The following is a 21,252-nucleotide window of genomic DNA, read 5'->3' on the forward strand; positions in this document are numbered from 1 at the left end:
ATGTTGGGGTGAAAGCTGGTAAGGTTGAATTTAACGGTAAGAGATACATGGCATAAAGTCTTTGTTGGGAGTGGGGCTTGAGAGCTCTCAAGCCCCACTCCCAACAAAGAAAAGAAACAGTCTAAAACAAGTTAAATTACCTAGATAAGGATACAAACAAGAAGATTAGAAGTAAATTTTTTAATTCACAATCATTTAGTCAGAATTCGTCCAAAATCGGGAGAAGGAAAGTGACCAACTAAAAACGGCCACTTACTTTTTGCCGGATTTAAAATCGAGTTGGACACAAGTGTGCTATAATGTTACTTTAAAAGACTAGAGAAGAGGGGACACTTGTGACTGGATATAATATTGCAATTGTAGGAGCTACCGGTGCAGTTGGAGGTCGAATGATCAAAATGCTGGAAGAGACCTCCCTACCGATTAAAAGTGTTAAATTATTGGCTTCAAGCAGATCTGCAGGAAAAGTTTTACGGTTCAAAGACAAAGACTTGCAGGTCCAAGAAGCCAAACCGTCGGCTTTTGAAGGCATCGATTTGGCTTTGTTTTCTGCTGGCGGTGGTGTCTCAAAACAATTAGCACCAGAAGCAGTTAAACGAGGAGCTGTTGTGATCGATAATACGAGTGCCTTTCGCATGGATCCTGCAGTACCTTTAGTAGTACCAGAGGTCAATCCGGCCGACTTGTATCAGCATCACGGTTTGATCGCTAATCCTAACTGTTCCACTATTCAAATGGTAGTGGCACTTGAACCTCTACGGAAAAAATTTGGGTTAAAAAAGGTGATCGTCACAACTATGCAAGCTGTGTCTGGCGCCGGTAACCGCGCGATTCAGGAATTAAATGACGAAACTGCAGCTATTTTAGCTGGCAAGGATTATACTCCGCAGGTCTTGCCTGTATCCGGTGATCAGAAGCATTATCAAATTGCTTTTAATCCCTTAGCTCAAATTGATGTCTTTGAAGAAAACGGCTATACGCATGAGGAATGGAAGATGATCCATGAGACCAAAAAGATCATGGCTAACGAAGATCTGCAAGTCACCGCGACTTGTGTTCGTGTTCCCGTTGCTGTTGCACATTCAGAGTCGGTCTGGTTTGAACTAGAAAAAGATGGGGCAACCGCAGCGAAATTACAAGAGCTTTTAGCACAGGCACCTGGTGTGGTCTTAGAAGATGATCCAGCGCACCAAGTCTTCCCGCAAGCAGTTAACGCTGCTGGCAAGAAGGAGACTTTTGTTGGGCGTGTTCGTGCAGATGAAGAACAAAAAAATGCATTTCATTTGTACTGTGTTTCCGATAACTTATTAAAGGGCGCTGCTTGGAATTCGGTTCAAATTGCAGAGTATTTGGACCAGATGGACCTAGTGCGTGTGCCGCAAAAATGAAAGGCGGAAGTGGTATGGGGATAACTTTAAAGCAAGCACAGATCATAACTGCGATGGTGACACCTTTTACTTCTGATGATCGAGTTGATCCGGAGTCTTTGCAGACCCTATTGGAGTACCTGCTTGATCATGGAACTCAAGGTATTTTGATCAACGGGACAACTGGAGAAGGGCCTAATTTGACCAATGAAGAGAAAATGTTTATGGTCAAACACACGCTGGCTCTTGTTAACAAGAGGGTCCCAGTGATTGTTGGTGCAGGTTCTAACAGCACCAAAGCATCTATCGAAAATGTACAGGAACTTGCAGCTTTTTCTGGGATAGCAGCACTTTTAGTGGTTGTTCCTTACTATAACAAGCCTGATCAAGCGGGAATGATCGCCCATTTTACAGCGGTGGCTGATGCAAGCAAGTTTCCGATCATCATTTATAATATTCCTGGCAGAACAGGGGTCAAGATGGAAGTTGAGACAGTCTTAAAATTAGCAGAACATCCTAATATTGTTGGGATCAAAAATTGTACTGGCGCAAATGATCTCTCGTTGTTAATTGAAAATTCTCCTGCAGATTTTCTAGTATATTCTGGCGAAGATGAGGATGCATTAGTTGTAAAAACCATAGGCGGTGCTGGCATTATTTCTGTGGCCAGCCATCTTCTGGGAGAGCAAATCGCACAGATGTATGATAAAGTGGATGCAGGTGAAATCAAAGATGCTGGTCAGATCATGCGCAGGTTGACTCCAAAAATTGCAGCTTTATTTAGTCTACCTTCTCCGGCACCGGTTAAAGCGCTGCTAAATCTGCGGGGCATCCTCGTCGGTCAGCCAAGGCTGCCAATTTTACCAGCCAATACGGTGCAGCAGCAAACATTAGTTAAGATAGTTGAACAAAAATATTAAGTGAGGTGAAAAAATGAGTGATATTAAAATCTCTGCCCTGGGCGGTGTGCGTGAAAATGGAAAAAACATGTACGTCGTGGAAGTCAGAGACGAAATTTTTATTCTAGATTGTGGATTGAAATATCCTGAAACTGAATTACTTGGGATCGATACAGTGATCCCTGATTTTGAGTATCTGCGTCAAAATTCTGAGAAAATCGTGGGTGTCTTCTTGACACATGCTCATGCTGATGCGATAGGTGCTTTGCCATATTTCGTGAGTGAGTTCAATGTACCTGTGTTTGGTTCTGAAATCACGATCGCCTTGGCAAAAATTGCTTGTGAGAATGAAGACGGTGCTAAGAAATTTAATGATTTTCACGTAGTAAACGCTGAGACCGAGATCGATTTTGATAATGCAACCATTTCTTTCTTCAGTACCACTCATTCGGTTCCTGAATCATTGGGGGTCGTTGTTAAAACATTTAAAGGAAATATTGTTTATACTGGAGATTTTAAGTTCGATCAAACTGCCAGTGAGAACTACCGCACTGATTTTGGCAGATTAGCTGAGATCGGTAAAGAGGGCGTTTTGGCTTTGTTGAGTGATTCTGCTAATGCAGAGAACCCAACTGAAAATGTTGATGAACATGTAATTGCAGATCTAATTAGCGAAACATTTGAATATCACAAAGGACGAGTGATCGTTGCTTGTGTCGCCTCTAATTTAATGCGGGTCCAGCAGGTATTAGATGCTGCAGCAGCCAATGACCGCAAGGTGACTCTAACAGGATTTGATGCGGAAAAAGTGGTCAATACGGCGCTCAAAATGAAAAAATTGCATTTGCCGAAAAAAGACCTTCTGATCAAGCCAGCTAACATGAGCAAATATCGTCCAGAGCAGCTGATCGTGTTAGAAACAGGCCGTTCAGGCGAGCCTCTGAAGTCTCTTTATCGAATGGCAACCGGTAAGTATAAAGGCATCGACTTGACCGAAGGCGACCTAGCATTTATTACGACGACACCGTCGCATGCGATGGATACTAAGGTTGCTAAAACACGAGATATGATTTATCGGGCTGGTGCCGAAGTTAAAGCGATCTCTGACGAGTTTAATTCTTCAGGCCATGCCAGCAAGCGCGATTTGCAGCTGATGATCAATTTATTACAACCGAAGTATCTTGTGCCAATTCAAGGTGAATACCGTCTAATGGTAGCTCATGCCGAGTGCGCTGAGCAGGTGGGGATCGAACCGCAAAATATTTTTCTGCTGAAAAAAGGCGATGTTCTAGAATACACCAAGAACAAGATGATTTTAGGTTCGTCGATCGAAGCAGGCAACACGATGATCGATGGCAGCGGGATCGGAGACATTGGCAACATTGTTTTACGTGATCGCAAGGTGCTCTCAGATGATGGGATCTTTATTGCAGTTGTCACCATTGACCGTAAAAAGCACAAAATCATTGATACACCAAAAATTACTTCGCGCGGTTTCGTTTTTGTTAAAACCAGCCGTGATTTGATGTCCGAAAGTGCGGAGATCGTGACTAAGGTCGTGCAAAAAAATTTAGATAACAAAGAGTTCGACTGGAGCAGTTTGAAGCAGGATATTCGTGAAAATCTGAATCATTTTCTCTACGAACAGACTCATCGTCATCCAGTGATCTTGCCGATCATCATGGAAGTCAATCAACGGCGGCACTATAAGAAGAAAAACTCGGCTCCCGCCAAATAGGTACAGTCAATGGCAGAAGCATTAAAGAGAATGCAGCAAAAAGCAGAAGAAGCGTTAACTGAGCATAATTACGTCGTTGCGTTTGACATCTTAAGCAAGCTCTATCTGCAAAAAAAGACAGCCCGCAACAATTATCTCTTAGTCCAGGCTTTAGCTGGCCAGGGAAAATATGGCGAGGCGTTCACTGTTGGTCAGGAGTTTTTAACCAGCTATTTGACTGAAAATGCTCGCTTTTCTGATTTGATCCACGTGGCTGTTTGTGCTCGAAAAGGAATGTGGGTCGAAAAAATTTTAGTTCAAATTAAGGCATATTTAAAACCGGAAGAAAGCCGCTTGTTTTATGGACGACTTGCTGGTGAGATGGAGAACTTTTACCGAACTAAGCAGCAGGAGATTTCTGCTTTAAAAAGGCGCTTTGACTATCTTGCGGCTGTTTCACCTATAGAGCAGCGTGCAATTGTTAAGGAAGCGGAACAATTGCAGAAAGGTGATTTTGTTGAAGGTGCTTGTTTAGCTGTGAAAGATCCCAATGTGCATCCCTTGGTCCGTTCTTCACTTTTGAATGACCTGCGCTGCCTTGATTGGGCAGATGAAATCATGTACCAGCCTTTTATCGGCAAGCAAATCTCATTGGTACCTGGTGATCTGCAAGCATTAGAGGAAACCAGGCTTTTCAAAGAATACACTGTTCAAATCGAGGACAATACTCGTTCACCACAGGAATCCCAGCAGCTTTTAAATGAGCTGACGCTCAAATTGATGCTGCTTTATCCTCAATTTGAGGTGATTTATCAGCAACCTGAAGTTTGGTACCATATTTTGTTGAATGATCAGGAAAGTAAGAACTTGGATCAACGTTTTCAAACTCTAGCCGGTCAGTTAGAAGCAAGCGTGTTGGAGATGCGCCCTGACCAAAAAAGATGAAAAATCAAATAATTTTGTTATTTTTCGTTTTTTAGTATTTACAAACAGATTTTGTATCTATATAATAATTCAAGGATTCTTCTCTATGTTTGTTTTCAGTGTTTGTTCGCGCTTGGAAATCGCTAGAAGAAGTAGTATAATTAAAATCAAAGGATTATCGGCAAATTATTGCGGGTTTTCTTTGTAAAATCACAGGAGGTTCGTATTAATGGCAAAAGAACATTACGAAAGAACAAAGCCGCATGTTAACATTGGTACTATTGGACACGTTGACCATGGTAAATCAACTTTAACTGCTGCGATCACAAAAGTTTTATCTGAGAAAGGCTTGGCACAGTTCCAGGATTATGCATCAATCGATGCTGCTCCTGAAGAACAAGAACGTGGTATCACAATCAATACTTCCCATATTGAATATGAGACTGAAAAACGCCATTATGCTCATATTGATGCCCCAGGACATGCCGATTACGTTAAGAACATGATCACTGGTGCTGCTCAGATGGATGGTGCTATCTTGGTTGTTGCCGCAACTGATGGCCCAATGCCTCAGACTCGTGAACATATCTTGTTGGCTCGTCAGGTTGGTGTTGAATACATCGTTGTCTTCTTGAACAAGACTGATCTTGTTGATGATGATGAATTGCTTGACTTGGTTGAAATGGAAGTTCGCGATCTTTTGAGCGAATATGACTTCCCTGGCGACGATATTCCTGTTGTTCGTGGTTCTGCCCTTAAAGCATTACAAGGTGATGCAGAAGAACAGAAACACATCGAAGAATTACTTGATATCGTTGACGATTACATTCCTACACCAGATCGTCCTACAGACAAGCCATTCTTGATGCCTGTTGAAGATGTCTTCACAATTACAGGTCGTGGTACAGTTGCTTCTGGCCGTATCGATCGTGGTACAGTTAAAGTCGGCGACGAAGTTGAAATTGTTGGTTTGAAGGATGAAATCCAAAAGACAACAGTTACAGGTGTTGAAATGTTCCGTAAGACACTTGATCTTGGTGAAGCCGGCGATAACGTTGGTGCTTTGTTGCGTGGTGTTGATCGTGACCAAGTTGTTCGTGGCCAAGTTTTGGCACAACCAGGTTCGATCCAAACACACAAGAAGTTCAAGGGTGAAGTTTACGTCCTTTCTAAAGAAGAAGGCGGACGTCATACACCATTCTTCTCAAACTACCGTCCACAATTCTACTTCCACACAACTGATGTTACAGGTGTGATTGAATTGCCAGAAGGTGTTGAAATGGTTATGCCTGGTGATAACGTAACATTTACTGTTGAATTGATCTCACCAGTTGCTATCGAAAAAGGTCTTAAATTCACTGTTCGTGAAGGTGGCCGTACTGTTGGTGCCGGTGTCGTTTCTGAAATTGACGATTAAGACCAACATTTCAAAGAAGGGTTCGGGCTATGCTCGAGCTCTTTTTTGTTTGAAATGAAATTAAGCAGATAGTTAAAAAAATAGCCATTTTTTCTAAGATTGGTCTAGCAGGTCTGGAGGCTAAAGAGAATTGTTGTGCACCGAAAAACTGAACATTGAGAAGCAAAAAAATAATTTTCACTTGACTAAATGATTATGTAAAACTGCACAATTGAGCTTTGATGGGAAAAATAGCAAAATTTAGCAGAGTTTTAATGAGTTTTCAGTCTGAAATATTTACATTTCAGCGTTTGTAGGTTACACTAATTTAGTATGCAGTTCATGAATTATACAAACTTATTTGCTCGGAGGGAAAATAATGTCTGCAAAATGGGAAAAAGAAGAAGGCACAAACAACGGTAAACTTACCTTTGAAATTCAGCCTGAAAAAATTAAAGCAGGATTGGACACAGCCTTTAACCGTGTTAAGAAATCTTTGAATGTTCCTGGTTTCCGTAAGGGGAAGGTTCCGCGTCAAATTTTCAATAAAATGTATGGTGAAGAATCCTTATACCAAGATGCTTTAAATGCAATCTTGCCAGAGGAATATTCACGTGCCGTTGAAGAAAGTGAAATTAAACCCGTTGATCAGCCTGAAATTGATGTTGAATCGATGGAAAAAGATGCCGCTTGGGTTTTGACTGCTAAAGTCACTGTTGAACCTGAAGTTGAATTAGGTCAATACAAGGAGCTCGAAGTTACTCCTCATCCAACGCGTGTATTGAAGGCTGACGTTGAAAAAGCTCTGGAAGATAAGCGTCAACAACAAGCAGAACTTGTCTTAAAAGAAGACGAACCTGCTGCTAAGGGCGACACAGTAGTTATCGATTATAAGGGTACCGTTGATGGTGTTGCATTTGACGGCGGCTCAGCAGACAACTATTCCTTGGAACTTGGTTCTGGTCAGTTTATTCCAGGCTTCGAAGATCAATTGATCGATCACAAGGCTGGTGAGGATGTTGATGTTAAGGTCACATTCCCAGAAGATTATCAAGCTGAAGATCTGGCTGGCAAAGAAGCTGTCTTTGCTACTAAGATCCATGAAGTTAAGGCTAAGGAATTACCTGAACTTGATGATGAGTTTGCTAAAGATGTTGACGAAGACGTTGATACTTTAGAAGAACTTAAGGCTAAGATCAAAGAAGACCTCAAGGAAAAGAAAGTTAACGAAGCTAAGAATGCTATCGAAGACGAAGCTGTTGGTTTGGCAGTTGATAATGCTAAAATCGGTGAGATCCCTGCAGCAATGATCGATTCAGATGTTCATCGTCAAATTGATCAGTTTATGTCTAATATGCAGCAACAAGGGATCAGCGAAGAAATGTACTATCAATTGACTGGTTCAAGCGAAGACGATTTGCATAAACGTTTTGAGGAAGGTGCAGAACGCCGGGTTAAGACTAACTTGGTCTTAGAAGCAATTGTCAAAGCAGAAGATATCAAGGCTTCTGATGAAGAAGTTCAGGCAGAAATCTCAGACTTGGCTGGTCAGTACGGCTTAGAAGAAGATGCTGTTCGTTCAGCTCTTTCTGATGATATGCTGCAACATGACATTGCTATTCGCAAAGTTGTTGATGAAATCGCCGATTCTGCTAAACAAACACGTAAAGCAGACGAAAAAGACGAGAAATAATTTCAATTAGTAGAAAAAATCACGGTGACCTTGTTGGAATGCCGTGATTTTTTGACTATATGGCCCAGACAGAAAATTATCAGTCAGGCCAACTATTCGCCTTTTTAATCTGGTTTTGATAGAATGAGCATAATTATTAAACAAGGGTGATTTTGAATGTACGAAAATATGGACGATAATGGACCTGTAACTTGCTCCTTTTGCGGCAAGTCAGAAAATCAGGTCAAGAGTATGATTTCTGGGCCAGGTGTCTACATTTGTAATGAATGTGTGGCTTTAGCTCAGTCGATCATCGCCGAAGAATCCAAATCTGAGGCAAAAAGTGATCTAGGTGAAGTGCCGACTCCACGCGAAATCGTTTCGTTGCTGGATGACTATGTAATTGGTCAGTCGGAAGCCAAAAGGACTTTGGCGGTTGCTGTTTATAATCATTATAAGCGGGTTAACTCCCTGCTTGACGCACAAGATGATGAAACAGAACTTCAGAAGAGTAATATTTGTTTAGTTGGACCAACTGGGTCAGGAAAGACTTTTCTGGCGCAGAACCTAGCTAAAATTTTGAATGTACCATTTGCCATTGCTGATGCCACAACTCTGACAGAAGCTGGTTATGTTGGTGAAGACGTTGAAAATATCTTGCTGAAGCTTTTGCAAAATGCCGATTATGATGTAGATCGTGCAGAACACGGTATTGTATATATCGATGAGATCGACAAGATCGCGAAAAAGAGTGAGAATGTTTCAATCACACGTGATGTTTCCGGTGAGGGTGTTCAGCAGGCGCTGCTCAAAATTTTGGAAGGCACAACTGCCAATGTTCCGCCGCAGGGGGGCAGAAAACATCCGCAGCAGGAATTTATTCAAATTGATACAACGAACATCTTGTTCATCGTCGGTGGGGCGTTTGACGGTATCGAAACGATGGTTAAGAACCGGCTAGGCGACAAAACGATTGGTTTCGGGGTCAATTCTCATCAGAACTTTGACGAAAACAAGAGTTTGATGCAGCAAATCATCCCGGAAGACTTGTTGAAGTTTGGTTTGATACCAGAGTTTATTGGCCGTTTGCCGATCTTGACTGCTCTGGAAAAACTGGATGAAGCAGACTTGATGCGTATTTTGACCGAGCCTAAGAATGCTTTGGTCAAGCAATATAAGAAACTGCTTGAACTGGATCAAGTTGAATTGAGTTTCCAGCCAGATGCTTTGCAAGAAATTGCACACATGGCAATTGAGCGGAACACCGGTGCACGTGGACTGCGTTCGATCATCGAAGCAACAATGAGAGATATCATGTTTGATATTCCAAGCCATGATGATATTCAGAAGGTTAAAATCACCAAGAATACTGTTAGCGGTACGGAAAAGCCCAAAATTAAAAAGAAGGATGCTAAAGCATCCTAGCAAAACAGCGGTCCGTTTCTGACGGGCCGTATGTTTTTGGCTCAAACATGGGCTTTATTTCGCTTTTAAATTTTGCTATCATTAAAATGATGTAATTTCAGATTAAGCAGGAGGGCTAACTAATGAATAAACCGCAAATTGGTGTGATCGGCATGGCTGTCATGGGTAAGAACCTGGCTTTAAATATTGAAAGCCGCGGCTATTCCGTTGCTATTTTCAACCGGACAGCTGCTAAGACGGAGAAAACTGTTGCAGACCACCCAGATAAAAATTTAGTACCAAGTTACACGATTGAGGATTTTGCTGCATCTTTGCAGACACCTCGCAGAATTATCTTGATGGTTAAGGCCGGCCAGCCCACAGATGCAACGATCAAGCAGCTGCTTCCTTTTCTTGAGAAGGGCGACGTTTTGATCGATGGCGGCAATACTTTCTTTGAGGAAACTATCAGACGAAATAAAAGCCTAGAAGATTCTGGGATCAACTTTATCGGGATGGGTGTTTCCGGCGGAGAAAAGGGTGCCCTTGAAGGTCCTTCTTTGATGCCAGGCGGACAAAAAGAGGCTTATGATCTTGTCGGACCGATCTTAGAACAAATCGCTGCTAAGGCTAAAGATGGTGAACCATGCGTGACTTATATCGGACCAGATGGTGCTGGTCATTATGTTAAGATGGTCCACAATGGGATCGAATATGGTGATATGGAGTTGATTGCCGAAAGCTACAACTTGATGCGCAATGTTTTAAATATGTCATCTGAAGAGATCTCAGAAACGTTTAACGAATGGAAACAAGGCGAACTGAGCAGTTATCTGATCGATATCACAGCGGATATTTTGACTCGTAAAGATGACTTGGGTTCTGGTGAACCAATCGTTGACAAAATTTTGGATCGGGCAGGTAATAAAGGAACAGGTAAGTGGAGCTCTCAGAGTGCACTTGAACTAGGTGTTCCCCAATCATTGATCACTGAGTCTGTATATGCTCGTTATATTTCTGCTCTCAAAGATGAACGGGTTACTGCCAGCCAGTCTTTACATGGGCCTGCATTTGATTCTTCTAAACTGGATAAAAAAGCATACATTGAAAAAATTCGTAAAGCTTTGTATTTCAGTAAAATCATGAGTTATGCGCAGGGATTTGAGCAATTACGGGTTGCCTCTGAGCATTACGACTGGGATTTGAAATTTGGCGATTTAGCTAAAATTTGGCGCGAGGGTTGTATTATTCGAGCTCAATTCTTGCAAAAAATTACTGAAGCATTTGAAGCTCAGCCAACTCTAAAAAATCTAGTTCTAGATCCTTACTTCAAAGATATTGCCGAGAATTATCAAGGTGCTGTCCGTGACGTTGCTGCCTTAGCCGTCCAGGCTGGAGTTGCCTCTCCTGGTTTCACCAGTGCGATCACCTACTATGATCAATACCGGGCAGAGACACTGCCGGCTAACATCATTCAGGCTCAGCGTGATTACTTTGGCGCACATACCTATGAACGTAATGATCGTGAAGGAATCTTTCATTATGAATGGTATCATGAAGAATAATTAAAGTTTACAAAGAACCTAGTTGCCAAATATAGCGGCTAGGTTCTTTTTGACGCTGGGAGAAGCTTAATTATGCCAACTGATATTTACAACGTATCTTTAAGATAGTTGTGTAAATTTGTCTGATAAAATGTTAAAATTGCATTGGTAAAGAATTGGAAAATTACAAAATAAAATCTGGAAACCAGATTAGGAGAGTGCGATCGAATGAGTAATATTTTGATTGTGGAAGATGAGTTAAATCTTTCTCGATTTGTTGAATTAGAACTGCAACATGAAGGCTATACCACCAAAGTCTGCAAGAATGGGCGTGAAGGCCTTGATTTGGCTTTACAGGAAGATTGGGATGCGATCCTGTTAGATTTGATGTTGCCTGAATTAAATGGCTTAGAAGTCTGCCGTCGGGTGCGACAGGTCAAGAACACACCAATCATTATGATGACTGCCCGCGATTCAGTGATCGACCGAGTTTCTGGCCTTGATCATGGTGCAGATGATTATATTGTTAAGCCTTTCGCTATCGAAGAATTATTGGCACGATTGCGTGCCTTATTGCGTCGAATTGATTTAGAAAGCGAACAAAACTCCTCTAAACAAACTACGGTGACCTACCGTGATTTGACGATTGAAAAAGAAAATCGTGTTGTTCGGCGCGGCGATGAGATCATTGAACTAACTAAACGTGAATATGAGCTGCTTTTAGCATTAATGGAGAATGTGAACGTTGTTTTAGCACGTGATGTTCTGCTTAAGAAAGTTTGGGGCTATGAATCCCAGATCGAGACTAATGTTGTTGACGTTTATATCAGATATCTGCGTAATAAAATCGACCGGCCGGGTGAGGATAGTTATATTCAAACGGTGCGTGGAACTGGTTATGTCATGCGTTCTTAATGTCAACAAATAATGCTGCTAACGGCAAAGAACCAAAGGCGCCAAAAGCTCTCAAACGTTTTATATCCCTAAAAACAAAATGGTCGATTGCAATGGGATTGGGTGTCTTAGTGATCTTTGGCATCTTTGCTGTCCTTTTATTTCAAAGCTTTTCGAGCATTTTGTTGCGCCAAGAGAAAAATTACTCTTATAATGCGATCTCAACTGCTTCAGAGCGTTTGGAAGTGCAGGATTCTGAACTTGATATTAGTCATGTAAAAAAGATACTGAGCTACGATGTTGCGCCGCCGCATGAAGCGAATGGACGGAATGTTCCGGCTCCATATGCTGATTCAACCTTTACTTCGCTGGCACGTAAGAACTTGGCTGTCAGTGTGTATGATCTTTCGGGTGATTTGGTGTTTGCTTCACGCAACGTGCCTTACCACTTTAGAAAAAGCGGGTCAAATAAAGACACTGTAGTTTATAATGGGCACAACCACGTTTTTGTCGCCAGCCGCCCAGTCCGGTCGAAGTCTACCCATTCTGTCATCGGTTATGTCCAAGTAACCAACACGTTGAAAGACTATGATCGAACACGCGGACAGTTGATCTTAATTTTTGTTGTCTTTGGGTTGACGGCATGTTTTGCGATCATCCTTTTGTCCTTAGGACTATCTTCTTGGCTATTACGCCCAATCGAGGCTTTGAATGAAGCGATGCGTAAATTGAGCCAAGGAGATGAAGAAAAGGCCTTGCAGACTGTACGGGTCCAGCCGTTAACGCAACACGATGAGCTTTCAGAATTGAGCGAGCTTTTCAATGATATGCTTGACCAAATGCAGAGTTATATCGAGCAGCAGCTGCAATTTGTGGAAGATGTTTCACATGAATTACGAACTCCTGTTGCGGTGATCAAGGGACACATGGATCTATTAAACCGTTGGGGTAAAGATGATCCGCAAGTCTTAGCGGAGTCGATCAGTGCTTCATTACAAGAAATTGAAAGAATGCAGAGTTTGGTCCAGGAGATGTTGGATCTTTCTCGCGCAGGTCAAGTTAACCTTCATTTTTCCAATGAAAAGAGCGATATTCGTGCAGTTGTCATGCAAGTCTTTTCGAACTTCGAGATGATCCATCCTGATTTCCATTTTATTTTGGACAATGATTTAAAAAAGGAAACTGTGGTTAAAATGTATCGAAATCACCTTGAGCAGATCATTGTGATCCTAATGGATAATGCGGTCAAGTATTCACAGGACAAAAAAGAAGTGTATGTGGCGCTCTCCAAGACGGGACGCTATGCAGAATTAGTTGTTCAGGATTTCGGTACTGGTATTCCGGAAAATGATGTTCAGAAAATTTTTGGCCGTTTCTATCGGGTTGATAAGGCACGTAGTCGTGACAAAGGCGGTAATGGTTTGGGCCTTTCGATCGCGCAACGGCTGCTTGAAGGCTATCATGGTAAAATTACGGTTGAAAGTGCGGAAGGTCAGGGCTCTCTTTTCAAAATCTCGGTTCCTTTGGAGATCAAATAGAGACCAGCAAAGAGGCAGATCACCAGCCGCAATAATAAACACTAAAAAAATTCGCCCACAGTTTTTAACTGTAGGCGAATTTTTTTAGCTGAGTTTAGTTTCGATGCTGTTTACCAGCATTGCGTTGACGATTTTTAGCATGTCTTTCCTGCTGAACATCGTTTTTTTGCTGCTGAGATGTGTTTTTATTAGTTGGCATCGTCTTAGCCGGCGCTTTAATTGGATTTTGTTTTAGCTGTTCTGCAACCTGTTTTTTGATCCGCGGCCGCATGAATAAAATCATCAGTGTTTGGAGGCAAGCAAAGATCCCGCCCACAAAGAAATATAAACCTAAACCTGCTGGAGAAACATAGGTGATACCAGCGGTCATGATCGGGCTGATGAGTAACATTGACTGCATCTGCTTCTTTTGCTGGGCAGTTAGTCCGATCAATGAAAGATATCCCTGAACAGCGTAGATCACAAATGTTAAGGCTGTGAGGGCGAAGCTTCTGTCTCCAAGATTGATCCCATAGAAAAATGAGCTGGAAAGTTCCGGTGAATACTGAATAGCAGCATATAAAGCTGCAAAAATCGGCATCTGGATCAAAAGCGGCAAGCAGCCGATCCCGCCAGTCATCGAAATGTTGTTATCCTTATACAGGGCCATCATTTCTTGATTGATCGCCATTTGTTCATCCTGGGAAGAAGCTTCTTTTGAACGCTTCTGAATATCTGTCAGATAAGGCTGAATCGTGGCCATTTTTTCTTGTTGAATCGTTGACTTCCTGGATTGGTTTAACATCAAGGGCATCAGGACTAATCTGACGATAAAGGTGATCAAAATAATTGCCCAGCCAAGATTGTTGCCTAACTGCTCGGAAAGCCAAAATAAAGCGTGCTGTGTTGGTACGGCTAGATTATCATAGATCCAGCCGTATGGTTTGCCGCTTCGGGTCCTCTGCACGCAACCGCTGAGAAAAAGAGTTAGCACTGCGAAAAGCGGTAGAAGTTTAGTTGTTTTCTTAAATTTCATGATTAATTCCTTTCATCTTGGTAAAATCACAAGAAATATCATAACATAATTTTGCTAAAAAAACAGCCAACGCTTGAAACTACGTCAGCTGCTGCACGGGACATAAGCTAGTATACTACATCAAACTTGGTATAATCTCCCAGAGGAATTTCTGAGATCTTAACATCTGTCACTCGTCCTGCTGGTGAAGGAGAATCCTTGATACCTGCGATAAACTTGGCTAAGTTATCAGAGTCGCCTTGCGCTTCAATGTAAACATCACCGTCCATTTGGTTTCGTACGATCCCGGCTACGTTTAACTTGTCAGCTAACATTTTTGACGTATACCTAAAGCCAACTCCCTGAACCATTCCGGAGACTGTCATTTTTATTGCTTTCATTTCAGGCACCTCCTAATTCTAGAGTAATTATACTACAAGTTTGGGGGTGTTTACACTAAACTCATACGCTTGCAACGGCTGCAGCTTTTGCATTATTACTAGGTGGATCTTCAGATGCCCAGCAAATTTTGCTAGTTGAAGCTTAAATAGGGTATAATTACATGGTAAAAATATTTTACCGCGTGAGGCAGCAAATTTGCTGAATGAGTTTTCTGCCAAGATAAATGGAATGAAACAGAGGTTAACGATCAATGAAGTTTGGTATCGATAAAATTGGTTTTGCGACATCGCACTTATATGTTGACATGAGCGAACTAGCAGTTGCGAGAAATGAGGAACCTGGTAAATATTTAGTCGGACTTGGGCAAAGCAAAATGGCTGTGATTCCGCCTTCCCAGGATGCCGTGACGTTAGCATGCAGTGCTGCTGACAAGATATTAACGGACGCCGATAAAGGTGAAATTGGTTTGGTGATTTTTGGAACTGAAACGGGGATCGATAATTCCAAAGCTGCAGCAATGTATCTGGTCGATTTATTAGGCCTGCCGCAAAATATTCGGGCATTTGAGGTGAAACAGGCGTGCTATGGCGCCACAGCCGGCATAGCGATCGCCCGTGATTATTTGCGGGCACATCCTGACAAAAAGGCCTTGGTATTAGGTGCTGACATTGCGCGCTATGGATTGAAGACTTCTGGGGAGCCAACCCAAGGAGGCGGTGCAATTGCGCTGCTCCTTGCTGCTTCACCGCAGATCATGTCCTTGGAAGAGGAGCCGGTTTATCGGGCACAAAATATTATGGATTTTTGGCGTCCGTTAGGTCTGTCCGAGGCGCGGGTTCAGGGAAAATATTCTTCTGATGTATACTTAGAATATTTTGAGCGCTTGTTTGCGGAATATTGCCAACAAAATGAGAGTACACTTAATGATTTTGCTGCCCTAGTTTTTCATTTGCCATACACTAAGATGGGATTAAAAGCTTTAAGAACTGTTTTAGATGAAGTTTCCCCGGAAAAGGCGGAATATTATCTGCAGCAATTTGAAGCAGCCCGTGAATTTAACCGTAACGTTGGCAACTTATACACTGGTTCACTTTATCTTAGTCTGCTGTCCTTGCTGCAAAACAGCAGTCGACTTTCAGTTGGCGATAAGGTTGGCTTGTTTAGTTATGGATCGGGAGCACAGGGAGAATTTTTTACGGGAATTTTGCAGCCGGGTTTTGCTGAAATTGCCTCAGATCAAGGAACTGCACAATTTTTAGCGGCTCGGCACAAAGTTTCTGTGGCTGAATATGAGGATTTATACCAAGCTAGTTTGCAAAATGGTGCAGATCTGCAAGTTGATTTTGAAAATGATCCGGCGAAGTTTGTTTTCACTGGTGTCAAAAATCACCAGAGACAATATCTGAAACGTGAATCGTAAGCTATGTAATAAAGAAAAGAAGCACAGAATTTCGCTTAATTGCAGGAATTCTGTGCTTTTTTTGCAGCTAAAAAAATTTTTGAGGCTACGCTGCCGACTTAAAAAATTCAGAAAATATTAGTTGAGTGAAGCGGATAAATGTCTGTGCAGGGTAAAGACTAGATCGGTTAAATTTTAAGAATCTTGGACGCTAAAATATAACTCTTTTGACTCACCTTTAAGCCAACTACTGTAAACAGCATTAATTACCTGATTCATTTGACGCTGCTTGAGCTGTTCTTGGCTGATCCAGTAAACTTTTCCTTCATAGGTTTGTCTTACTGGGGTCTTCAAAATTTTGGCATTGTATTCAGCTTCATAAATAAAGATCAGTTCCTTATTTTGCTGACCTAAGTCAAAGTTTACAAAGCTTTTTAGTTGGGGCGATTCTATGGTAAGACCTGTTTCTTCTTTCACTTCACGGATCACGGAGTCTTGAATTGATTCAGCAGGCTCCACGTGTCCTCCTGGAAAGGTCAGGCTTTTTTCAAACTCAGAGTCTGTCTTATTCATCACAAGAACAGCATTGCCATTTTTGATAATACACATGTTTGTCAGTTCAATTTCAGTCGTTCTTTTCACTTTCTCTTCACTCCTTGAGCACAGTTTTTACCGTGGAATTTATTTGTAATGTCACACAGCTATTTGGAAACTCGCCAGACTTGCGTTCAATTATAGCACAAGGTGGAAGACGGATTATTTACCAAGCGACATTCCCCCAAAAGATGTGTGAGCTAGGGAACGGGACAAGCATATATGTGGCTTAAATGATACTGATCGATTGACGAAAATGCTATGCAGTTCATACCTGGTTAATGAGTTCAAGAAAAATTTTTGAATTTCAAGAAAAAATCTGGCTAAATTTGCGTATTTATAGAAGAAAGCACTTAATAAATCAAAGGAGATACCTAAATGGAATCAATTGCAGATTTTTGTGATGTCAGAATTTTTCCTCAGCCAGATCAAGTCGAACAAATTAGGCGCTGCTTTTCTTTGAGTCAGAATGTGGTCCGCGAAATTTTAAAAATTAGTCAACCTAGCGATTCAGAGGCGTTGCTGCTAGATAAAAGCTTGTTGACACTGAAAAAGTTTCAGAATCGCAGCCATCATCATCTGAGTCGACTCGCTTGGGAAACGATTATTGGTACACTATATCAGTATAGATATTATTGTCGGAGGGTCCAGCAAGAAAAAGTGTGTAAATCAGACCTGTTTTTTAATAAATCCATCTCAAAGTCAGGCGTGTGCTGTGTACTGCCCAAACAAAAAGGCGAGGCTTTGCTTTTAAATAGTATTCTTTTGCTGCCAAGTCTCGGCACCATCCCATTGTCTAGTCCTTGGGAACATTGCTTTAATCAAGTTACTGTGCTGTATATCTATCAGCTTGGAGAGCAATATCGTGCGCGAGTTTATAGCAGTTGGCCTTTTGAAAAAGCCAGTCCAATTCAGGACAAGTGGCTGGGTCTGAATCTGGGAAAGCACAAGTTGGTCTTCTTGAGTGATGGACGCAGCTTCTCTTTTTATCACTTGTTAAAAAGGGCCAAAAATCAAAACATATTAGGGGAAAGGGCGAAAATCCTAAAACATTACAATGAAATCTTCAACCGGATCGATCACCCTAATTTAAGCGGAATAATACTGTGGCGATCACAGATCCCCACAGTCCCGCCGCAGTCGTTGTCGATGATGGAAAGATGTGCTTTCTTGCTGTATTTGCTAGAAAAGGCAGCAACTGCGGGAGTGAAGGTCAGAGTGGTTTCCGAAATCGAACTACAGAATAGGAATGATTTCGAAAAGGCGCAGGCAATTAGGCACGCTGCCGGTTCTCAGGATATTGTTGATTTTAGGCCGCTGATCGAAAGTTTGCAGCAAAATCTTCGTTTAGGAATGCGATCAGAGAGCTCTTGTCTAAAAATTTAGTTAAATGTTTGCGTAATTACTGAAATTTTGTCACAATATACCTATAAATAGTGTGATGTCAACTATTGCATCACTAATTAGGGGTGATATACGTGGTGAGCACAAGTGAATTTGAATTGACAGACCATGACACAGCAACAGCAACAGTTATTCAGGCGGTGGCTAATAAGAGCCATTATCTGGCAACATTGCACCGTGCACTTGAAGAGCAGGATGACCGACTAGTTTATCGACTGATCAACTCGGAAAAATATGCGCGAGAAATTCAACAAGCGCGACATATTTCGGGTGATCCTAGTAATGAAATGCTGGTTGAAGACTTGGCAGATGAATTAAGCTCATTTCTTAGTGAAAAGTTGATTACTTTTTTGCGTTCCAGGTATCCTTTTTTCTATTTCGAGGAAGTTGGTACGGGAAAGTATCAGTTCTTCTTCGGAAATTGGTGGGGACGCCGACTTTTTGGGAACTTAGATGTTTTAAATGTAAAATTTAATTTCGATGAAATCGAATACAAAAAATTAAGACGAACTTTCGAATTGGAAAGCAGTCAAAAAAGATTAAATAGTTCGAAAATCGAGCAATTATCAGTACAAAATGATAAATTGCAAGAATTGATCGATTCACAGGATGAGCGTGACCAGCAAAAAGCAGAGCTTAGGGAACAAATCAAGCGTACTTCATCCGAAAAAGTTATGCCTTGGGAAGCCGGAAAACAGCGGGAAGAAAAACAGCAGCTGGTGGACCGTCTATCACAATTGACTGATATTGATGAGGATGCAAACAATGCTTATCAAGAGATCCGACAAAATGAAAATCGAATTTTGGAACTCTCAAAAGAGGATACTTTGCTGGGATATGAAAAGCAGAGTATTGTAGCTAAATTTGGCAACTTTGAGAATTTTGAAAAGCAAAATGACGCTTTATATCGTGATTACATCGCAAACCTGATTGCTACTAGAGAGCAGGTGAGTGCAGATGAATAATGATGAAAAAACAGTTATTTTCCAACCAGATGGCACTACGACGAATATTGAAACAGCCAAGGCAATCAGTACGACTGCACGGTTGCTTCACTTTAATGATCAACTCAAGGATAGTTTACAGAATGGTATTGGCTTTACGCAACTCCTAGATACACTGATCAATACAGATGATCCGCAGGAACTTGAGGAAGCAACCTTGAGGCTGATAAATTATCAGTTGGACTCTTCATTTTTGGTTTTCCCTCAACAGTACAGTCAAGCTGACTTTTATTTGATATTTTTAAGCAGGCTTTTACAGCAGCACGATAATGAACAGTTAATTTTACAATCCAGCCAGCAAAAACATGAGCTCTACCACGAATTTCCTGGTTTGAATGCGGAAGGGTACTTTGTTTTTGAAGTTGATCAAGCAAATGAAAATGGTGCTTATTATGTTGAAAAGCAAACCAATAATCGTCTATTTTACTTGAATTTTTCTAGACATATCTTGCGGATCAATGCTGCCGCAGTGACCTCTTTGCTGGTTGTGAACTATCAAGAAAAGTTTAAGTATCCAGTTGTCAGAAAATTTGCGTTGCTGCTGATCAAAATTGCCAGCCTCTTTAAAGAGGACTTTGGATATGATGTTGATTTCAACATCTTAGATCAGTCGAATTCAACATATTATCGGATCATCAAGCCAGAGATGCCGGTTCAAGCGCTGGACAAGTTGTTTGTGGCTGCTTCTAAGGCAGGTTATATGTTGGAAGCAGGGGTAAATGGTGAGGCTTTGTTGGAATTAACTTCTGATCTAGTTGTGACATTTGGACCCGAAACGCTCTCAGGCGATGGCAGCCAGGATGAATGGGGGATCAATGTTAAGGATAAAAACGAGGAATTGTCGTGGTTTGACTTGCTGTTCCAATACGATTTTATCCGTGAATGGTACCTAAATAATTTAAATATTTTGGAAATCAAAGTTGACCCCAGATACTTTGATTAAGGAAGAAGTATTTTATGAAAATTAACGAGATGAGCATTTGTGCCCGTCGGAATACTGAGCGACCAGTGATCCCGTTGGCTGACTTTTCAGAAAAAGAGCGTTCGGCTGCTTTATATGCCGACCTTAGTTTGTCATTTAATAAATTTTGGCTGATAAAAGCAAATGGTTCTGGATCAGCTGTGCTAGACCAGTATTGTGACGTTCTTATGAAGTTTCTGCTAGTTGCTAGCAGTCATAATATGATCGACCGATTTTTAATTACACAAGAAGAAATCAAGCAGATGCAAGAGAAGTGGCAAAGCAAATCTTTCAACAGCTTGTATTTAATTATAAATCAGCAACTATACAATGCTTATTTTAAGCACCAAACATCAGCACTGCTCCATGCTTGGAGAATGGTCTTGAAGTTAGGTGTACGGGATCTTGGATACTCAGCGGCTGAAATAGAGAAACGTTATTTTGAAATTTTTCAGTAACATAAGTTTTGTGATAAATAAGATCGGAACCCCTTTTTGACACGGAGTCAGACAAAAGGGGGTTCTTTTTTTGCAGGGGCGTAAGTTGTTTCGTAAGCAGTGCACAACAGACGTCTAAGTCTCTAAGTTCGATCTGTCTGGTTTAAATCAAGAATGATTTCCGCTGAAAAAGAGGTGCAAAGTTCGCAATGAACTTTACACCTCTTTTTCAGGCTGCTTACGCAGCGGCATTTTTTAACGTTTTCGTTTGATTCCATGGCAAATAACGCCTCAGCTCAGCTTCACATAGCGAATCTGCTTGGGAGAGTGCCGTCAGAATATTATAAAGGTACTGCGATGGGTCCAAGCCGTTGGCTTTTGCACTTTCAATCAATGTCAACCAAATTGCGTTAGCTTTTGCGCCAGCTATGCTGGTACTAAACAAAAAGTTTTTCCGGTCAATGATCAGTGATTTTATCGCTTGTTCACAAGTGTTGTTAGAAAGATCGAAAGCCCCATATTGTAACAACTTGTCGATCGCATCTCTTTGACCGTCAGCATATTTTATTGCTTTGCCCAGCATTGATTTTGGTAAAGCTGGTAATTCAGACAAACACTGCCAAAAGTCAGTGAATAATGGTGCTAGTTTTTGACCACGCATTTTCGTTCTAGCTTCAGGCGATAGATTTTTCCATTTCTTTT

General features: G+C 41.4%; 19 protein-coding genes. 15 read left to right on the forward strand and 4 right to left on the reverse strand.

Annotated features, from left to right (window positions below):
* Nucleotides 1–335 precede the first annotated feature (335 nt).
* The 10 genes from LFYK43_RS10240 to LFYK43_RS10285 all read left to right on the forward strand — a co-directional run bounded on the left by LFYK43_RS10240 (nt 336) and on the right by LFYK43_RS10285 (nt 13,355).
* Entirely contained in the window at nt 336–1,388 is a 1,053-nt protein-coding gene (locus tag LFYK43_RS10240; protein ID WP_124977980.1) for an aspartate-semialdehyde dehydrogenase, read from the forward strand.
* A gap of 20 nt (nt 1,389–1,408) precedes the next feature.
* Nucleotides 1,409–2,287, forward strand: a complete 879-nt coding sequence (dapA, locus tag LFYK43_RS10245; RefSeq protein WP_439957215.1) for a 4-hydroxy-tetrahydrodipicolinate synthase — start codon at nt 1,409–1,411, stop codon at nt 2,285–2,287.
* 13 nt (nt 2,288–2,300) lie between these two features.
* Nucleotides 2,301–4,004 carry a ribonuclease J gene (locus tag LFYK43_RS10250; protein ID WP_124977983.1) on the forward strand — a complete coding sequence of 568 codons (1,704 nt, stop codon included), beginning with the start codon at nt 2,301–2,303 and terminating at the stop codon, nt 4,002–4,004.
* Nucleotides 4,005–4,013: 9 nt separating this feature from the next.
* A complete protein-coding gene (locus LFYK43_RS10255) occupies nt 4,014–4,928 on the forward strand; it encodes a hypothetical protein (protein ID WP_124977985.1) in 915 nt (304 codons plus the stop codon).
* A gap of 208 nt (nt 4,929–5,136) precedes the next feature.
* The gene (gene tuf, locus LFYK43_RS10260; RefSeq protein ID WP_124977987.1) at nt 5,137–6,324 is read left to right on the forward strand and encodes an elongation factor Tu; all 1,188 of its coding nucleotides are present in this window, start codon (nt 5,137–5,139) and stop codon (nt 6,322–6,324) included.
* 358 nt (nt 6,325–6,682) lie between these two features.
* Entirely contained in the window at nt 6,683–7,996 is a 1,314-nt protein-coding gene (gene tig, locus LFYK43_RS10265; protein ID WP_124977989.1) for a trigger factor, read from the forward strand.
* A 156-nt stretch (nt 7,997–8,152) separates the two neighbouring features.
* A complete protein-coding gene (gene clpX / locus LFYK43_RS10270; RefSeq protein ID WP_124977991.1) occupies nt 8,153–9,400 on the forward strand; it encodes an ATP-dependent Clp protease ATP-binding subunit ClpX in 1,248 nt (415 codons plus the stop codon).
* 122 nt (nt 9,401–9,522) lie between these two features.
* Nucleotides 9,523–10,944, forward strand: a complete 1,422-nt coding sequence (gene gnd, locus LFYK43_RS10275; RefSeq protein WP_124977993.1) for an NADP-dependent phosphogluconate dehydrogenase — start codon at nt 9,523–9,525, stop codon at nt 10,942–10,944.
* Between the two features lie 207 nt (nt 10,945–11,151).
* Nucleotides 11,152–11,838: a response regulator transcription factor gene (locus tag LFYK43_RS10280; protein ID WP_124977995.1), complete on the forward strand. Its 687-nt coding sequence runs from the start codon at nt 11,152–11,154 to the stop codon at nt 11,836–11,838.
* Nucleotides 11,838–13,355: a HAMP domain-containing sensor histidine kinase gene (locus tag LFYK43_RS10285; protein WP_124977997.1), complete on the forward strand. Its 1,518-nt coding sequence runs from the start codon at nt 11,838–11,840 to the stop codon at nt 13,353–13,355. The genes LFYK43_RS10280 and LFYK43_RS10285 overlap by 1 nt, the downstream gene beginning before the upstream one ends.
* Before the next feature lie 94 nt (nt 13,356–13,449).
* Here LFYK43_RS10285 and yidC read toward each other — a convergent pair whose 3' ends face one another.
* Together yidC and LFYK43_RS10295 are read right to left on the reverse strand one after the other, a co-directional pair.
* Nucleotides 13,450–14,370 carry a membrane protein insertase YidC gene (yidC, locus tag LFYK43_RS10290; protein ID WP_124977998.1) on the reverse strand — a complete coding sequence of 307 codons (921 nt, stop codon included), beginning with the start codon at nt 14,368–14,370 and terminating at the stop codon, nt 13,450–13,452.
* A gap of 107 nt (nt 14,371–14,477) precedes the next feature.
* The gene (locus tag LFYK43_RS10295; RefSeq protein WP_124977999.1) at nt 14,478–14,750 is read right to left on the reverse strand and encodes an acylphosphatase; all 273 of its coding nucleotides are present in this window, start codon (nt 14,748–14,750) and stop codon (nt 14,478–14,480) included.
* 251 nt (nt 14,751–15,001) lie between these two features.
* On the opposite strand from LFYK43_RS10295, the gene LFYK43_RS10300 reads away from it, so the two are divergent.
* Nucleotides 15,002–16,171 carry a hydroxymethylglutaryl-CoA synthase gene (locus LFYK43_RS10300; RefSeq protein WP_124978001.1) on the forward strand — a complete coding sequence of 390 codons (1,170 nt, stop codon included), beginning with the start codon at nt 15,002–15,004 and terminating at the stop codon, nt 16,169–16,171.
* Between the two features lie 174 nt (nt 16,172–16,345).
* On the opposite strand, the gene LFYK43_RS10305 is transcribed toward LFYK43_RS10300, so the two are convergent.
* On the reverse strand, nt 16,346–16,792 hold the full coding sequence (locus LFYK43_RS10305; protein WP_229718016.1) for an NUDIX domain-containing protein: 447 nt from the start codon (nt 16,790–16,792) through the stop codon (nt 16,346–16,348).
* Nucleotides 16,793–17,122: 330 nt separating this feature from the next.
* Between LFYK43_RS10305 and LFYK43_RS10310 the strand changes: the two genes are divergently transcribed.
* The 4 genes from LFYK43_RS10310 (at nt 17,123) to LFYK43_RS10325 (ending at nt 20,571) form a co-directional block, all read left to right on the forward strand.
* Nucleotides 17,123–18,130 (forward strand): hypothetical protein, encoded by a 1,008-nt coding sequence (locus LFYK43_RS10310; protein WP_124978003.1) that lies wholly within the window; start codon nt 17,123–17,125, stop codon nt 18,128–18,130.
* Between the two features lie 92 nt (nt 18,131–18,222).
* Nucleotides 18,223–19,113: an exonuclease SbcC gene (locus LFYK43_RS10315; protein ID WP_124978005.1), complete on the forward strand. Its 891-nt coding sequence runs from the start codon at nt 18,223–18,225 to the stop codon at nt 19,111–19,113.
* Nucleotides 19,106–20,095 carry a hypothetical protein gene (locus LFYK43_RS10320; RefSeq protein WP_124978007.1) on the forward strand — a complete coding sequence of 330 codons (990 nt, stop codon included), beginning with the start codon at nt 19,106–19,108 and terminating at the stop codon, nt 20,093–20,095. Before LFYK43_RS10315 ends, LFYK43_RS10320 begins: the two co-directional genes overlap by 8 nt.
* 14 nt (nt 20,096–20,109) lie before the next feature.
* Nucleotides 20,110–20,571 (forward strand): hypothetical protein, encoded by a 462-nt coding sequence (locus tag LFYK43_RS10325; protein ID WP_124978009.1) that lies wholly within the window; start codon nt 20,110–20,112, stop codon nt 20,569–20,571.
* Between the two features lie 217 nt (nt 20,572–20,788).
* Here LFYK43_RS10325 and LFYK43_RS10330 read toward each other — a convergent pair.
* Nucleotides 20,789–21,252 (reverse strand): IS66 family transposase (locus LFYK43_RS10330; protein ID WP_148095619.1); only part of this gene is annotated, 464 nt, incomplete at its 5' end.

It is taken from the genome of Ligilactobacillus salitolerans (genome assembly GCF_003864415.1).
Classification (GTDB): Bacteria; Bacillota; Bacilli; order Lactobacillales; family Lactobacillaceae; genus Ligilactobacillus; species Ligilactobacillus salitolerans.

Excerpts from the sequence above, each read along its gene's own strand:
- LFYK43_RS10300 (WP_124978001.1), top strand. The coding sequence starts at position 15,002 with ATGAAGTTTGGTATCGATAAAATTGGTTTTGCGACATCGCACTTATAT.
- LFYK43_RS10320 (WP_124978007.1), top strand. The coding sequence starts at position 19,106 with ATGAATAATGATGAAAAAACAGTTATTTTCCAACCAGATGGCACTACG.
- LFYK43_RS10285 (WP_124977997.1), top strand. The coding sequence starts at position 11,838 with ATGTCAACAAATAATGCTGCTAACGGCAAAGAACCAAAGGCGCCAAAA.
- LFYK43_RS10310 (WP_124978003.1), top strand. The coding sequence starts at position 17,123 with ATGGAATCAATTGCAGATTTTTGTGATGTCAGAATTTTTCCTCAGCCA.
- tuf (WP_124977987.1), top strand. The coding sequence starts at position 5,137 with ATGGCAAAAGAACATTACGAAAGAACAAAGCCGCATGTTAACATTGGT.
- LFYK43_RS10255 (WP_124977985.1), top strand. The coding sequence starts at position 4,014 with ATGGCAGAAGCATTAAAGAGAATGCAGCAAAAAGCAGAAGAAGCGTTA.
- LFYK43_RS10250 (WP_124977983.1), top strand. The coding sequence starts at position 2,301 with ATGAGTGATATTAAAATCTCTGCCCTGGGCGGTGTGCGTGAAAATGGA.
- gnd (WP_124977993.1), top strand. The coding sequence starts at position 9,523 with ATGAATAAACCGCAAATTGGTGTGATCGGCATGGCTGTCATGGGTAAG.
- yidC (WP_124977998.1), bottom strand. The coding sequence starts at position 14,370 with ATGAAATTTAAGAAAACAACTAAACTTCTACCGCTTTTCGCAGTGCTA.
- LFYK43_RS10295 (WP_124977999.1), bottom strand. The coding sequence starts at position 14,750 with ATGAAAGCAATAAAAATGACAGTCTCCGGAATGGTTCAGGGAGTTGGC.
- clpX (WP_124977991.1), top strand. The coding sequence starts at position 8,153 with ATGTACGAAAATATGGACGATAATGGACCTGTAACTTGCTCCTTTTGC.
- LFYK43_RS10325 (WP_124978009.1), top strand. The coding sequence starts at position 20,110 with ATGAAAATTAACGAGATGAGCATTTGTGCCCGTCGGAATACTGAGCGA.
- tig (WP_124977989.1), top strand. The coding sequence starts at position 6,683 with ATGTCTGCAAAATGGGAAAAAGAAGAAGGCACAAACAACGGTAAACTT.
- LFYK43_RS10280 (WP_124977995.1), top strand. The coding sequence starts at position 11,152 with ATGAGTAATATTTTGATTGTGGAAGATGAGTTAAATCTTTCTCGATTT.